We start from the raw sequence: 14,605 nt of genomic DNA on the forward strand, positions 1-14,605 counted from the left end.
GAAATATCGGGCGGGGCTTTTTTGGGCTAAGTGTGAGGCGGGAAATCTAATTCCGAATGTTGCTGCTGGAGCTGCGGCGCGAACGGCTGGGCACCACTTCGGTAGACTGCCGGCGGCGGTCGTCCTTAATGATGGGCTGCTCCCGGACATCGGGCACGGTGTTGGGCGACATTTCGGGCGTGGCGGCCGGCGAGAAGCCACGGTCGTCGAGCTGGCGGGTGGGCTGGGCGTCGCGGTTAGTAGGAGTGCGCTGCATATCGGGCGGCCCCTGGATGGTGCTTTGGTTGAGGGCGGGGTTCACGGGGGGCACGGTGGTCTGGCCCTGGCTGCCGCCGCGCACGGGGGCCGAGGGGTCGAAGGGCACGGTTTGGGCCTGGGCCGTGGCGGCGAACAACAGGCCGGCGAGTAGGAGGGAGTATTTCATGGATGAGGTGGGGAGAGGAGCCAAAAAAAGCCAACCGCTTCGGTTAAAAACTGCCGGCTGACAACTTGTTACGGCGCTGAGCCGCAAAAAGTTATTGCCTGATAGTCGTGCCTTTGCCATTGGGCATCGTGCCTTTGGTCCTGGTGAGATGGTCTGATATTATAGGAGGGTTATATGTGAAATTGCTGGCGTGATTGGGGCCGACTGGTGGTCAACACTGAAAAATGTTGACCTTCTGTTGTAACCTTCCGCTGCGGGCTCGGTGTCCACATCCAAATACCCTTAAAACCCCCTTTTTTAGGTTGGACTCGCTAACGGATAATGCGCTGATGCTGCGGGTGAAAGCCGGCGACGTGGACCGAATGGGCCTGCTCTTCGAGCGCTACCACCGGCCGCTATTCGGCTTCCTCTACCACATGCTGGGCCGTGCCGCCAGCTGCGATGACCTCGTGCAAACTGTGTTCTACCGCATGCTGAAATACCGCCACACCTTTACCAGCGATGGCGAATTCCGCACCTGGATGTACCACTTGGCCCGCAACGTGCTGGCCGATTTCATAAAGAAAAACCGCCACGCCGCCCATCACACCGACGTGGCCGAAATGGCCGAGCACCTGCCCGGCGGCCTCAGCGCCGATGCCGGCCTGGAACAGGCCCAGGACGTGGCCCAGTTGCACGAGGCCCTGGACCGCCTCCGGCCCGAAGACCGCGAAATATTGGTTCTGAGCCGGTTTCAGGAATTGAAATATGCCGAAATAGCCCGCGTGCTGGGCACTACTGAAGGTGCCGTGAAGGTGCGTGTGCACCGCGCCATGAACGAATTAAAAACGACTTTCCTCCGCATTGAAAACTGACCCATCGCCCATGAACTGCGAAGAAACCAAAGGGCAGCTGGTCGACTACCTAAGCCGCCAGCTGTCGGCCCCCGAGCACGAAGCTCTGGCCGCTCACCTGGCCACCTGCGCCGAATGCCGCGAAGAGCTGCAAGCCGTGGAACGCGTGTGGCACACCCTGGGCCGCGTGCCCGTGCCGGAGCCCGGTCCGCAGGCGCGGCCCGAATTCTATGCTAAGCTAGCCTCCTTCAAAGAAGAGTTGGAAACCACGCCCGATTATTCGCTCCGGGGCCTGTTGGCGTGGCTGAAGGCCCTGCCCATCCCGCGCCCGGCCCTGCGGCTGGCTTACAGCCTGTGCCTGCTGGGCGTGGGCCTGCTGGGCGGCTACTGGCTGAATAACGGTTCTAAACCTGCCCCCGCCGCCGACCAGCAGCAACTGGCCGCGCTGTCCGCCCAGGTGGGCGAAATGCGCCAGGTCATGCTGCTCTCGCTCATCGATAATCCTTCGGCTACTGAGCGGCTGCGGGCCGTGGGCTACACCAAGGAGCTGCCCGACCCCAATGCCAAGGTGGTGAATGCCCTGCTGAGCACCCTCAACCACGATGATAACGTGAACGTGCGGCTGGCCACGCTGGAAGCCCTCACGCCACTGGCCCAGAACGATGCCACCGTGCGGCTGGGTCTGGTGCACGCCCTGGCCCAGCAGGAATCGCCGCTGGTGCAGGCCGCCCTGGCCGATGCCATGGTGCAGCTGCAGGAGCGTCGCTCGGTGCAGCCGCTGCGCCGGCTGCTGAAACAGGCCAACCTGGACGACATGGTGAAAAGCAAAATCGAACAAAGCATTCAAACCCTGAGCGACGGCCAGCCCGCCGACCCCGCAACCCCCCAACGCCATGACCAGCCCCAACTTTCTCCTCAGCCTGCCCGCGCTGCTCTTGCTGTGTAGCGCCACCGCCTGCCAGGCCCAGACCAGCCTGCGCCCGCAGTTCAAAGAGCAGATTAGCAAGGAATTCACGCTCACGGCCGATGCCGCGCGCAGCACGCTGGCCCTGTACAACATCAGCGGCTCGGTGATGGTGCAGGGCTACGCCGGCAACAAGGTGCTGGTGGAAGCCACCAAAACCATTACCGCAGATGATGCCAAAACGCTGGAAATCGGCAAGGCCGAGGCGCAATTGGGCTTCACGCAGCGCGGCGACAGCGTGGTGGTGTACCTGACCGGCCCCTACGACTCGCGGCCCCACAACAACGACCGCCGCAACTGGAACCACAAGGACATCGACTACCGCTACGATTTCGACTTCGTGGTAAAAGTGCCCTACCAGCTCAATCTGCATGTTGCGACCATCAACCACGGCGATGTGAAGGTGCAGGACGTGACCGGCCCGCTGCACGTTTTCAACGTGAATGGCCCCATCACCCTCACCAACGTGAAGGGCAGCACCGAGGCCCGCACCGTGAACGGCAACGTGGACGCCACCTACGCGGCCAATCCACCCGGCGCGTCGTCGTACCACACCATCAACGGCCAGATTCGGGTGAAATACCCAGCCAGTTTCGCGGCCGATATGCACTTCAAGAGCATGCACGGCGAGTTTTACACCAATTTCCCCAATGCCGAGATGTTGCCGGTGCAGGTCACCAAAAACCGGGAAGGCCACGGCGGCGGCACCGTCTACAAGCTGACCAAGGACACGGCCGTGCGCATCGGCAAAGGCGGCCCCGACCTGCATTTCGAAACCCTCAACGGCGACGTGACCGTCACCAAACTCTAATTAGCCAATCAATACCCCGATGAATACTTCATTCCAAATATCACCGCAGCGCATTTCACGCTTTCTGGCTCTGAGCATGCTACTGCTCGCCAGTGCCCTGCCCGGCCGCGCTCAGGATTCCGAAAAGGACGCCAAAGAACAGCTCAATGTGGCCCTGAGTGCCCCCGGTAAGCCCGGCTCGCTGGATTTGAGCCTAGTGAACGGCTTCATCCACGTAACTGGCTACAGCGGTAAGGATGTGATGATTGACGCCGTGGCCCGCGCCCGCCAGGGCGACCGGCACCCCACCAGCAAGGCCGAAACCAACGGCATGAAGCGCCTCTCGTCCGCCAACAACCTCAACCTGACGGCCGAGGAAAAGAACAACCACGTCGAAATCACCACTGACTCCTACCAGCACCCTGTCGACCTGACCATCAAGGTTCCCCAGAATTTTTCGCTCAAGCTCAGCACCGTGAACAATGGCGATATCACCGTCGACAATGTGACCGGCGAGCTGGAAATAACCAACGTGAACGGGGCCATTCAGCTCAGCCAGGTGGCCGGCTCGGCGGTAGCCAACACGGTAAATGGCAACCTGATTGTCACCTTCAAAAGCGTGACGGCGGGCGCGCCCATGGCTTTTTCCACGCTCAATGGCAAGGTTGATGTGACATTTCCCGGCTCCATCAAGGCGGCGCTCAAAATGAAATCGGAGCGTGGCGATGTGTACAGCGACTTTGACGTGGCCGTGGACAAAGGCAGCGCTAAAGTCACGCGCACCAGCCAAAACGGCCTTTCCCGCCTCAGCACCGACGACTGGACCTACGGCAAAGTGAACGGCGGCGGCCCCGAGGTGATGCTGAAAACCTTCAACGGCGACATTTTCCTGCGGAAAGCGAGGTAAAGCCGCATTGCAAATTTTCAGGCCCCAGCAGGGCGGCACTTGCGCCAACAAGTGCCGCCCTGCTGGGGCCTTTTCGGTTTTAAGAGGCATTTGCACCGCTATTCCCGACCTTCCCGAAAAAAAAAGTTGGACCCCTCTGTAACGTCTGGGCCAACTCCCGGTACTCCTTTCATTCCAACCCCTAAACACCTTCCGTGGAAACCACGAGCGACGAAGCACTGATGGCCGCCGTCCGGGCCGACGACCTTGACCAGCTGGTGCCGCTGTTCGAGCGCTATCATGGGCCCTTGTTCAATTACCTCACCCGCCTCACCAACGACCGCGAAACCAGCGAAGACCTCACCCAAACCGTGTTCGAGCGCATCCTCAAATACCGCGGCAGCTACCAGCCCACCCAGCCCTTCAAAGCCTGGGTGTACCAGATGGCCCGCAACGTGCACGCCGATTACTGGCAGCGCCAGCAAAAGCTCCGCGCCGCCGATGTGGACGTGGACGAAGTGGAGCGCACCGGCGGCCTGCGCGGCGCGGCCTTCTCCCAAATGCGGGTTAACAACCACCACGACGACCTGCACGAAGCCCTCGATATGCTGCCCGTGCCGCAGCGCGAAATCCTGGTCCTGAACCGCTTCCAGGGGTTTGGCTACGAGGAAATCGGGAAGCTGCTGGGCTGCACCGCCGAAGCCGCCCGCGTGAAAGCGCACCGCGCCCTGCAAGCGTTGCGCAAAATCTATTTCGCCAATTAAGTCCATGAAAACGCCCGAACTTTCTGCCTGCCACGAGCTCGAAGCCCTGCTGCCGGCCTACGTCGAGCGCAGCCTGCCGGCCGCCGAAGCCGACCGCGTGGCCGCCCACCTGGCCATCTGTCCCGCCTGCCAATTGCAGGTAACTCAGCTCCGCGCCCTCTCTGACGACCTCGATGCCGCCCTGCCCGAAGTGCCCCGCACGGCCCTCCGCGCCAACTTTATGGCCATGCTGGAGCAGCAAAAGCAGCAGCTGAACCCTGAAGCGTCTGCTGCTCCAACGGTTATTCAGCCCGAAGCCAAAGTGGTTTCGATGTGGCCCACCGCGCTGGCTAATAACTGGCTGCGCATCGCCGCCAGCATCGTCCTGATTGCCGCCGGCGTGTTCCTCGGCCGTAACCTGCACTGGGGCAGCAATGTCAACAGCGTGGCCACGACCACCGAGAAAAACGCCCCCACTACCCTGGCCAACGCCCTGACCAACGACAACGGCCGCCCCGTGTCGGCCAGCGACCGGATTCAACTGGTGACCAACGCCACCAAACCCGCCGCCGCCCCCGACGATGCCACGGTGCAGGTACTGCTCAATACCCTCAACTTCGACCCCAACCCCAACGTGCGCCTCGCGGCCTGCGAAGCCCTCTACCGCCTCCGCGATGCCCCCGGCGTGCGCGAAGGCCTGGCCAACTCGCTGCCCATCCAAACCGACCCCAATGTGCAGATTGCACTGATTGACATGGTGGTATCGCTGCGGGTGCACCGGGCCGTGCCCCAACTCCAGCGCCTCGCCAAAAAGGCCGATGCCCTGCCCGTGGTGCGGGCGCAGGCCGAGGCCGGCATCGGCAAACTGATTTAAATAACCCAGTTCGGTGTAGGGCGCGGGGCTTGTCCCCGCCCGCCGCCAGAACGACTCAACCGCAATACGTGCAACGACGGGCGGGGACAAGCCCCGCGCCCTACGGCCAGATTGCCTCAATAATGTCTAATCCTCTCAAATACCATGAATAAGCTCCTATTACTCGCCTTCTCGGGCCTGCTACTTACTCACTCCGGCCACGCCCAGGAATTCAAAACCAAGCTCAACGGCAAAGACCCCAAAGTCGTTATCGACATGCAGGGTAGCGACGTGACCGTGGAAGGCATTGACGGCAACGAGCTGGTGATAAAAGGCGACGGCTTCGAAGAGCCGCCCAAGCGCGCCGAGGGCCTGCGCCCCATCTACAACTCGGCCGTTGACAACACCAGACTTGGCCTTTCGGTAACGCAGCAGGACAATGTGGTCCGCATCACCCGGGCCTCGCGCAAGGATGCCAGCTACCTCATTCGGGTGCCGCGCAATGCCTCGGTGCAATACAAACAGGCCGGATGGAACGGCAGCGGCGACCTAGTGATGCGCGACCTGAACGGCGACATCGAAGTGAGCATGACCAGCGGCGACATCAGCCTGAAGAATGTGGCCGGCCCCGTGGTGGCCAACGCCGTGAGCGGCGACATTCAGGTGCGTTTCGCGCCGATGCGCCAGGGCCCCAGTTCCATCTCCACCGTGAGCGGCGATGTGGATGTGAGCATGCCCACCAACACCAAAGCCACCCTGAAGCTGCGCTCCGTGTCAGGCGAAATCTACACTGATTTCGACATGAACCTGAAAAGCCAGGACAACCTGAACCACATCGGTGGCCAGGTGGTGGATGGCAACATCAACGGCGGTGGCAACACCGTGTCGTTCAAGACGGTGAGCGGCGATATCTACGTGCGGAAAGCGAAGTAGAGCTGTCGGCTAAAACGTTAACCAACCCGTCATGCTGAGCGCAGTCGAAGCATCTCTACCGCGCTAGTAATTCAATCGGAGCAACGAAGCGGTAGAGATGCTTCGGCTGCGCTCAGCATGACGTTCTTTTTTGACCCACTACCAATACCTAATTCCACCTTTCACTCCCATTCTTTCAACACCATGCGCCAGTTCCTATTCCTCCTTTTGCTGGTGTGCGCCACAGCCGCCCGCCAGTCGGTTTCGGCTCAGAAAATCATCGAGAAATCCGCTAATCTGACTGCCGGCCAGCGCGTGTTTCTGAATTTGAAGCAGGCCAGCAGCATCCGCATCCGGGCCGGGGCGGCGGGCAAAATGACCATGAAGGCCACCGTCAGCATCAACTCGAACCGGCTGAACGATGCCCTGCAAATTGACCTGAACCAGACCGGCGACGAGCTGAAGCTAACCGCCGATTTCGACAAGGAAATGCTGCGGAAGGCCCAGCCCGGCGACTGCCCCGGCACCAACGGCGACCGCAACATGTGGTACGGCCAGCAGGTGTGCGACGACATCACCTACGAAATCACGCTGCCCGCCGACGTGGCCTTGCGCGTGTACACCTACAGCGGCAACGTGGACATCGTGGGCTTCAACAATTCCATTGAGGCAAAGTCGTTGAGCGGCTTTGTGGACGTGGCCTGGCCGGCATCGAAAGGCGCGGAACTGTCGCTCAAAACCATCACGGGCGAGGTTTATACCGACCAGGATATTGCCTTCAATAACGAGATGCGGAAAAATCCCATCGTGGGCTACCAGCTCCACGGCACGCTCAGCGGCAGCGGCCCGCTCGTCAAGCTGGAATCCATCAGCAACGACGTTTATTTCCGCAAACGGAAGTAACCAATCCCAACATGCGGAGTTTCCACGCGAAATGGCACCACAAAGGCTGCCAGATGGGATTTTCATTGCCTGACTAAAATGATTTGCCGCGAAAAATACTGGGGTTTTAATGCCCCGGCAACCGCGCCAAATTCCTGACAAATGGAGCTGGGGCACCGCCCGCGCTGGTCTGCAAACCGGCCCGGATGGGAGAGGTATGGCCCGCCCATCTGGTGAGTGTGCGCCGGCCGCAGCCCGCCCCAGCCCATTGTTGGCAGGCCTCAAAATCCCTCCTGAACAGCTCCTGAACGCAATTAACCACCTTTCACCATGCTACACACCTTCTTTCTGCGCACTTGTTTCTTGTTGGTTGCAATGCTGGGGCTGGCGCTTGTGCCGGCCCTGGCCCAAACCCCGGCGGCCACTGCTGATGCCAAAGATGCTGCCACGGCCGCGCCCAAGCGCCAACTGGCGGCCTTGCGCATCGCGCAGCCCATCAAGCTCGATGGCGTGCTGGACGAGGCCGTCTGGCGCGAGGCCCTGCCGGCCACCGATTTCATCCAGAACCGGCCCAAGCCCGGCCCGCACGAGAAGCACCCCACCGAAGTGCGCGTGCTCTACGACGATGCCGCTATTTACGTGGGAGCCATTATGCACGATGTATCGCAGGATTCCATTCCGCGTGAACTGACGGCGCGCGACAACTTCGGTAATACCGACTTTATCGGAATTTTCCTCGATACCTACCACGACCAGCTCAACGGCTACGCCTTTTTTGTGACTACTGGCGGTGTGCAGATGGATGCCCGCTACTCGCCGGCCGGCGGCGAGGACTTCAATTGGAACGCCGTGTGGGAAAGCCGCACCGCGCTGCGCGGCACCGATTGGGTGGCCGAAATGCGGATTCCGTACTCCGCCATCCGTTTCAGTACGGCCGATGTGCAGCATTGGGGGCTGAACTTTATGCGGCAGCGCAAGCGCGACAACGCGGCGTATTTCTGGAACGAAGTGAAGCCGCAGGTCGACGGTTTCGTGAACCAGTGGGGCGACCTGACAGGCGTGCAAGGCGTGAAGCCGCCGCTGCGCCTCTCCCTCACGCCCTACGTGTCGGGCTATGTGAACCACAACCCGCTGAGCGCCGACGGTACCAAACAGCTCACCACCCGCTTCAATGGCGGAGCCGATTTGAAGTGGGGCATCAACGAAAGCTTTACGCTGGATGCCACGCTGGTGCCCGATTTTGGCCAGGTGCAGAGCGACAACCAGGTGCTCAATCTCTCGCCCTTCGAGGTGCAGTTCAATGAGAACCGGCCGTTTTTCACGGAAGGAACCGAGCTGTTCAACAAGGGCAATTTGTTCTATTCGAGAAGGGTAGGGGCCACGCCGGTGGGCTTTTATGGCGTGACGGCGGGCACCAATGAAATCATCACGAGCAACCCATCCGAAACACCGCTGCTGAACGCCACCAAAGTCTCGGGCCGCACCAGCAAGGGGCTGGGCGTGGGCATTTTCAACGCCCTGAGCAACGACACCTACGCCACCATCCGCAACACCGAAACCGGGCAGGAGCGCCAGGTGCTAACGCAGCCGTTCTCGAACTACAACATCGCCGTGCTCGACCAGAGCCTGAAAAACAACTCCTACCTCAGCCTCATCAATACCAACGTGACGCGGGCCGGCAGCACCTACGATGCCAACGTGACCGGCGGCCTTTTCCGCTTCGCCAACAAGGCCAACCGCTACGCCATCGACGGCCGCGCCATTTACTCGCGCCGCCGGGGCACGGAATTCGGCAACACCAACCAAATCAACGACCAAGACGGCTACAAATACCGCGTGGGCGTGGGCAAAATCTCGGGCAATTTCACCTGGAACCTGAGCCACGGCATCGAATCTGATACCTACAACCCGAACGATTTGGGCATCCTATTCGGCAACAACAACATCACCGAATCATTGGATTTGAGCTACGGCAAGTACCAGCCTTTCTGGAAGGTGAATAACCTGTATGTATTTGGCAACGTGACGCATTCGCTGCTCTACAAGCCGACGTTGTATCAGGCGCTCAACTTTTACCTCGGGGCCAACACCACTTTCACCAAGAGCTTCAACCAATTGGGCTTCGACCTGAACGTGGACCCGGTGACGCACGATTTTTACGAGCCGCGCACGGCCACGCTGGGCGAATACTACGTGCGGGTGCCTGAAAATACCCGGTTCACATTCTTCTTCAACTCTGACTCGCGCAAGCCGGTGGCCATCAGCTGGAACGCCGGTTTCCAGAGCTACGGCCTGGATGACCGGCTAACCCGCGCCCGCCGCACCGGCTACAGCCTGGGCTTCTACCCGCGCTACCGCGTGAACACCCACCTCACCTTCCGCTACAGCGTGGACTGGAGCCTGCGCCAGAACCAAATCGGCTACGTAAACGGCGGCCTCGACGCCGGCCAAGCTCTCGACCAGCCCTTCGCGGGCCAGATTCTGCTGGGCCGCCGCAACGTGGCCACGGTGGCCAACGTGGCCTCGGTGGCCTACACCTTCACCAACCGCATGTCGTTCACGCTGCGCCTGCGCCACTACACCAGCAACGTGCGCTACCTCGATTTCACCACGCTCGGCAAGAACGGCGAGGAGCAATCCGCCGCCTACCAGCGCAACCGCGACAACACCTACAACGCCTTCAACATCGACGCGGTGTATTCGTGGTGGTTCGCGCCCGGCTCACAAATCAGCGTGGTCTGGAAAAACGCCGGCTCCACCTATTTGCAGGCCAATGAGGCCACGCCGCAGTTCTTCGATAATTTCAACAACACCATCAACACGCCGCACAATAACTCGCTGTCGGTGAAGGTGCTGTATTACCTGGATTACCTCACGCTGAAGCACCACCGCTAGGCAGAGCTTTGTCGTTCCGACGCAGGAGGAATCTGGATAAAATTGTTGGAATACTCTCCTCAGATTCCTCCTGCGTCGGAATGACAAAAGCAAAAAAAGTCCCCTGCCGTGCTGACAGGGGACTTTTTTGTAATAAAGCCGCAAAATCTATTTCGCCACCATCAGCTGTTGGGTGCTGGATTGACCCTTGCTCACGAAGCGGCACAGGTAGATGCCGGTGGGCCAGCGGCTGGCATCCACTTCAAGTGGGTAGTCGCGCCCAGCCTGAGCCTCGCCTTCAAACAAAGTAGCGACGAGTACACCCATCTGGTTGTAAACCTGCACCGTGGCCGCTGCCGTTACGGGCACGCGGAAGTTTACCACTGTGCTTTGGGCTACGGGGTTGGGGTAGGCTTCCAACACTACTTTAGCCGCTGTGCTTGGCATCGACATTCCCAAGCAGCTGCCCAGGTAATCCTTGTGCGTCGAGCCGGGGCCGATGTGCGCCGGCACCGCATTGGGCGAGATGCAGATTTCGTGGCCTTCGTGGCACACCAGTACCTTGGGATTCTTGGGGTTATTGCCGCAGCTGGCATCAATCACGCTCAGCGTCACGGAGGCCGATGTCTGGCAGCCGGTGGCGTTGGTAGCCGTCACGGTGTAGGTGTACTGGCCGGCCGCCGTGGGCGCAAACACGGGGTTGGCGATATTGGCGTTGCTCAGGTTCATGGCCGGGCTCCAGCGGTAGCTCACGCCGCCAGTGGCGGTCAGGGTGGCCGTCTGGGGGCCATAGCCGAGGAAAATGGTGGTGGGCTGCTGCACCACTACGGGGTTCACGAGCGAAACCGTGATGGTGGGCGGCGTGGCTGGCGCGGGGTCTTTCAGGGTGGCCTGGGCAGTGGCGGTGCAGCCGTTAGCGCCGGTTACTACCACGGTGTAGGTGCCCGCGCGCAGCTGCGAGAGGTTCTGGGTAGTGGCCTGGAAGCGGTTGGGGCCAGTCCAGGAGTAGGTGGCGGGAGCCAGAGCACCCGTTACGGCCAGCGCGATGTTGCCGGTGCTGCTGCCCGCGCAGCTCGGGTTGGTGGCGGTGGGCATGGCGGCCACGTTGCAGGCTATCACGGTGATAACAAACGTCTGTGAAATGGTGCCGTAGCTGTTGCCGTGGTGGTAAATGTCCTCGGCTGTCAGCGTTACGCGGTGGGTGCCCACCTGGGCCAGCGTGGGCGTGCCGCTGAGCGTGGCCGTGCCGTTGCCGGGGTATATCAGCTGCAGCCAGCTGGGCAGCACCGAGGCCGTGATGCTCAGCCGGTCGCCGTAGGGCAGGTCAGGGTCGGTAGCGGTGATGTTGTACGTGAACGGCTGGCCCACCGTGCGGGTCAGGCCGCTGGGCTGCGAGGTGAACGACGGGGCCGAGTTGATGATGAAGCTTATCGCGTGGGTGGCCTGCTCGTTGTTGTTGTCGCGGGCCACGAAGGTGGCGGCGTGCGGGCCCCAGTCGGCCAGCACGGGCGTCCAGCTCAGCTGAGTGCTGGTGGGGTTGGCGGCGGCGGTAGGCAGGGCGGGTGCAAAGCTGGCCGAAGCCGGCAGGCCGGTTGCGCTCGCAATGCTCACCCGGTTGGTCGCTACCGGCGACGACGCCTGAATGGTGTAGCTGAGAGCCGTGCCGGGCGTCACCTGCACCACGCTGGTGTTGGCTGGCGTGGGGGGCACGTCGAAGCGCGGCTTCTGACTCACTTCAATGGTGACGGACGTGGACGTTTGCACGCCGGCCAGGTCCTGGGCCACGAAGTTGATGATGACCGTGCCCAAGTTGGCCGCCGTGGGCGTCCAGGTGAAGGCCGTTTGCACGGGGTTGCCGTTCAGGGGCAGGGTGGGGGCGGTGGTGGCCGCCGCTGGCAGCCCGAAGGCCTTCAGGTTCACCACATCGCCGGGGTCGGCATCGGTGGCGCGCACGCCAAACGTGACCGCCTGGCCCGGCGACACCCGGTACACGAAGCCGTTGGGCGGCGTGATGCTGTAGTCGAACACCGGGGCCGTGGAAGCCGCCGTGATGTTAATCAGAAAATCGACCAGAATGCTGGTGCGCCCGTCACTAACTTTAATCACGCCATTGAACAGCTGGCCCACCGTGCGGCCCACCGTGTTGAAGGTAGCCAAGCCCGTAGCCGGGTTCACGGCCAGCGTCGGAGCATTGACAAAAGGCTCGTTGTTGATGTCAGCCGATGTAGCCAGCGAGTAGGTCAGCGCGTCGCCATCCGGGTCGCTGGCGGGCAGTTGGAACGTGGCGGCGGCCTGGCCCACGGCCAGGTTCACCACCGGCGCCAGCGTCGACACGGGCGAGTTGTTGCCCGAGCCAGCATTCACGAGGCTGCTCACGTACCAGGTGCTGTTGGCGTTGTTCGACAGCGTGTATATGCGGCAGCAGTCCGTGAAAAAGGCCCGGTAGCTGCCGGCCGCCGCGTAGGTGTGCGTCACCACGGCTTCGGCATAGAAGCTGTCGCCCGGCACGTCCACCGATGTCACCACTAGGTTCATGTTGCCGGTCGTGCCATCGCCAAAATTCATCACGTCGGTAAACACCGCGCCGGGCACCGGAACGTTATTGGCGAAAGCCCCAAAGCTGAGCCGCCACGCCTGGCTCACCTTAAACTGCACCGTTAGTTTGCTGGGGTCGGTGGGCACGGTGCGCCAGGTGAGGGTGCCGTAGCGGAAGTGGCTGGCCTGTGCCGGTGCGTTGGCCCCGAGTAGGAAACCCAGCAATAGCAGTGTCCAAAGCACGAGCCGGCCGGCTGGCCGGGGCGCTACCCTGGGCGGAGCAAGCGCCGAACCCCGGTTGTTTTTAGCAAAGTCGAGTTGTTTCATGGGTAAGAAATTTGGGTTGAGAATTAAATATGAATTTTTAAAGAATTTCAGATTTAAAAATTGGATACTGTTAAATCAGTTTTATTGTAATTGTTATACGATAATATTATTGAAGTGATAATTAGGCCTATTTCGAATGATATAGTTCAAATGTATATGTTTTTGTCGGTCATCCAAATAAATGTGTAATATTGATAAGAGATTTTTTGTGAAATCTTGCTTCGCTGCCAAATTCAGCACCTGGATAGGTGCATTCGCTCATTCCAGGCCCCGCTGCCGCTGGCCCAGAGCCCGGAATTGACCGTCCTTTGCCGGGTTATTTTCTCCCTATCTGCTGTATGCCGGCCCCCAGTATTATCGAACTCCGCACCGTAGAGCTCACGCGCTACGTGACGCCGCTCCGCGAGGGCGGCTCGCTGCCGGCCCTGATGGAGGCCGACGACAACTTCCTCTACGTAGTGAAATTTCGGGGCGCGGGCCAGGGCGTGAAGGCCCTGATTGCCGAGCTGATTGTGGGCGAAATAGCCCGCGTGCTGGGTCTGCGCGTGCCCGAGCTGGTGTTTTGCGAGCTCGACGAATCCTTCGGCCGCACCGAGCCCGACGAGGAAATCCAGGACCTGCTGCAAGCCAGCACTGGCCAGAACCTGGCCCTGCACTACCTCTCCGGCGCCATCACCTACGATGCGCTGGTGACCACCGTGGAGCCGCATCTGGCCTCCCAAATTGTGTGGCTGGATATGCTGACGCTGAACGTGGACCGTACCGCCCGCAACACCAATATGCTGATGTGGCACAAGGAACTGTGGCTCATCGACCACGGCGCGGCCCTCTACGTGCACCACGCCGGCCCCGAGTGGGCCGCGCCGCGCCCCCGCCCGTTTCCCCAGATTAAAACCCACGTCCTGCTGCCCCAGGCCAGCGAGCTGGCCGAAGTCGATGCCGACTACAAGGCGAAACTCACCCCCGACATCCTCCGTGCCATCGTGGCCCTGGTGCCCGATGCGTGGCTGACCAACGGCCACGGCACCGCCGCCGACCAGCGCGCCGCCTACGTCGGCTTCCTCGAAGCCCGCCTGGCCGCCTCAGAAACCTTTGTTCAGGAAGCCCAAGATGCCCGCAATGCACTTATTTGAGTACGCCGTGCTGCGCGTGGTGCCCCGCGTGGAGCGCGAAGAATTTCTGAACGTGGGCGTTATCGTGTACTGCCGCTCGCTGGGCTTCCTCGAAACCCGGTTTGCGCTGCCCGAAGCCCGGTTGCTGGCCGTAGCCCCGGATTTGGATTTGGCCGAAATCACGGCCCGACTGCAGGCCTTCGAGCGCATTTGCCAGGGCAAGGCCACCGGCGGCACCATCGGCCAGCTGCCCATTGCCGAGCGGTTTCGCTGGCTCACGGCCACGCGTAGCACGGTGGTGCAGTCGTCGGCGGTCCACCCCGGCCGCTGTGTGGACGCGGGCGCGACGCTGGCGCGGCTGTTTGCGGATTTAGTGCTGTAATAGTGATGGATTCGTAAAAGAGAACGTCATGCTGAGCGGAGTCGAAGCATCTCTACCGCAGCAGTAAATCCTTTTGATTGGATTAGTT

The 14,605-nt window shown here is 61.0% G+C and carries 13 protein-coding genes; 11 read left to right on the top strand and 2 right to left on the bottom strand.

The annotated features are described in order from the left end of the window. Positions 1-46: 46 nt before the first annotated feature. The gene (locus AAFH49_RS07050; protein WP_342296895.1) at positions 47-424 is read right to left on the bottom strand and encodes a hypothetical protein; all 378 of its coding nucleotides are present in this window, start codon (positions 422-424) and stop codon (positions 47-49) included. A gap of 302 nt (positions 425-726) precedes the next feature. Between AAFH49_RS07050 and AAFH49_RS07055 the strand changes: the two genes are divergently transcribed. The 9 genes from AAFH49_RS07055 to AAFH49_RS07095 all read left to right on the top strand — a co-directional run bounded on the left by AAFH49_RS07055 (position 727) and on the right by AAFH49_RS07095 (position 10,182). Then, on the top strand, positions 727-1,278 hold the full coding sequence (locus tag AAFH49_RS07055) for an RNA polymerase sigma factor (RefSeq protein WP_342296897.1): 552 nt from the start codon (positions 727-729) through the stop codon (positions 1,276-1,278). Between the two features lie 10 nt (positions 1,279-1,288). Next, a complete protein-coding gene (locus AAFH49_RS07060; protein ID WP_342296898.1) occupies positions 1,289-2,203 on the top strand; it encodes a HEAT repeat domain-containing protein in 915 nt (304 codons plus the stop codon). Continuing rightward, positions 2,151-3,032, top strand: a complete 882-nt coding sequence (locus AAFH49_RS07065; protein ID WP_342296899.1) for a DUF4097 family beta strand repeat-containing protein — start codon at positions 2,151-2,153, stop codon at positions 3,030-3,032. Before AAFH49_RS07060 ends, AAFH49_RS07065 begins: the two co-directional genes overlap by 53 nt. 76 nt (positions 3,033-3,108) lie before the next feature. Next, the gene (locus AAFH49_RS07070; protein WP_342296900.1) at positions 3,109-3,918 is read left to right on the top strand and encodes a DUF4097 family beta strand repeat-containing protein; all 810 of its coding nucleotides are present in this window, start codon (positions 3,109-3,111) and stop codon (positions 3,916-3,918) included. A gap of 194 nt (positions 3,919-4,112) precedes the next feature. Then, a complete protein-coding gene (locus AAFH49_RS07075; protein ID WP_342296902.1) occupies positions 4,113-4,661 on the top strand; it encodes an RNA polymerase sigma factor in 549 nt (182 codons plus the stop codon). A gap of 4 nt (positions 4,662-4,665) precedes the next feature. Continuing rightward, positions 4,666-5,514, top strand: a complete 849-nt coding sequence (locus AAFH49_RS07080; RefSeq protein ID WP_342296904.1) for a HEAT repeat domain-containing protein — start codon at positions 4,666-4,668, stop codon at positions 5,512-5,514. A gap of 144 nt (positions 5,515-5,658) precedes the next feature. After that, positions 5,659-6,426, top strand: coding sequence for a DUF4097 family beta strand repeat-containing protein (locus tag AAFH49_RS07085; RefSeq protein ID WP_342296906.1), 768 nt, complete (start codon positions 5,659-5,661; stop codon positions 6,424-6,426). A gap of 183 nt (positions 6,427-6,609) precedes the next feature. Next, positions 6,610-7,308, top strand: a complete 699-nt coding sequence (locus AAFH49_RS07090) for a DUF4097 family beta strand repeat-containing protein (protein WP_342296908.1) — start codon at positions 6,610-6,612, stop codon at positions 7,306-7,308. A 309-nt stretch (positions 7,309-7,617) separates the two neighbouring features. Next, the gene (locus tag AAFH49_RS07095) at positions 7,618-10,182 is read left to right on the top strand and encodes a DUF5916 domain-containing protein (RefSeq protein ID WP_342296910.1); all 2,565 of its coding nucleotides are present in this window, start codon (positions 7,618-7,620) and stop codon (positions 10,180-10,182) included. A gap of 147 nt (positions 10,183-10,329) precedes the next feature. On the opposite strand, the gene AAFH49_RS07100 is transcribed toward AAFH49_RS07095, so the two are convergent. Continuing rightward, positions 10,330-13,023: a putative Ig domain-containing protein gene (locus AAFH49_RS07100; protein ID WP_342296911.1), complete on the bottom strand. Its 2,694-nt coding sequence runs from the start codon at positions 13,021-13,023 to the stop codon at positions 10,330-10,332. A gap of 338 nt (positions 13,024-13,361) precedes the next feature. Here AAFH49_RS07100 and AAFH49_RS07105 point away from each other — a divergent pair, with 338 nt between their 5' ends. Continuing rightward, entirely contained in the window at positions 13,362-14,156 is a 795-nt protein-coding gene (locus AAFH49_RS07105; RefSeq protein ID WP_342296912.1) for a HipA family kinase, read from the top strand. After that, positions 14,134-14,517, top strand: coding sequence for a DUF3037 domain-containing protein (locus tag AAFH49_RS07110; RefSeq protein WP_342296913.1), 384 nt, complete (start codon positions 14,134-14,136; stop codon positions 14,515-14,517). Before AAFH49_RS07105 ends, AAFH49_RS07110 begins: the two co-directional genes overlap by 23 nt. Positions 14,518-14,605: the final 88 nt, after the last annotated feature.

This window comes from Hymenobacter segetis (genome assembly GCF_038448715.1).
GTDB classification, from domain to species: Bacteria; Bacteroidota; Bacteroidia; order Cytophagales; family Hymenobacteraceae; genus Hymenobacter; species Hymenobacter segetis.

Coding starts and splice junctions, on each gene's coding strand:
- AAFH49_RS07065 (WP_342296899.1), top strand. CDS start 2,151: ATGACCAGCCCCAACTTTCTCCTCAGCCTGCCCGCGCTGCTCTTGCTG.
- AAFH49_RS07070 (WP_342296900.1), top strand. CDS start 3,109: ATGCTACTGCTCGCCAGTGCCCTGCCCGGCCGCGCTCAGGATTCCGAA.
- AAFH49_RS07060 (WP_342296898.1), top strand. CDS start 1,289: ATGAACTGCGAAGAAACCAAAGGGCAGCTGGTCGACTACCTAAGCCGC.
- AAFH49_RS07110 (WP_342296913.1), top strand. CDS start 14,134: ATGCCCGCAATGCACTTATTTGAGTACGCCGTGCTGCGCGTGGTGCCC.
- AAFH49_RS07080 (WP_342296904.1), top strand. CDS start 4,666: ATGAAAACGCCCGAACTTTCTGCCTGCCACGAGCTCGAAGCCCTGCTG.
- AAFH49_RS07095 (WP_342296910.1), top strand. CDS start 7,618: ATGCTACACACCTTCTTTCTGCGCACTTGTTTCTTGTTGGTTGCAATG.
- AAFH49_RS07050 (WP_342296895.1), bottom strand. CDS start 424: ATGAAATACTCCCTCCTACTCGCCGGCCTGTTGTTCGCCGCCACGGCC.
- AAFH49_RS07105 (WP_342296912.1), top strand. CDS start 13,362: ATGCCGGCCCCCAGTATTATCGAACTCCGCACCGTAGAGCTCACGCGC.
- AAFH49_RS07085 (WP_342296906.1), top strand. CDS start 5,659: ATGAATAAGCTCCTATTACTCGCCTTCTCGGGCCTGCTACTTACTCAC.
- AAFH49_RS07090 (WP_342296908.1), top strand. CDS start 6,610: ATGCGCCAGTTCCTATTCCTCCTTTTGCTGGTGTGCGCCACAGCCGCC.
- AAFH49_RS07100 (WP_342296911.1), bottom strand. CDS start 13,023: ATGAAACAACTCGACTTTGCTAAAAACAACCGGGGTTCGGCGCTTGCT.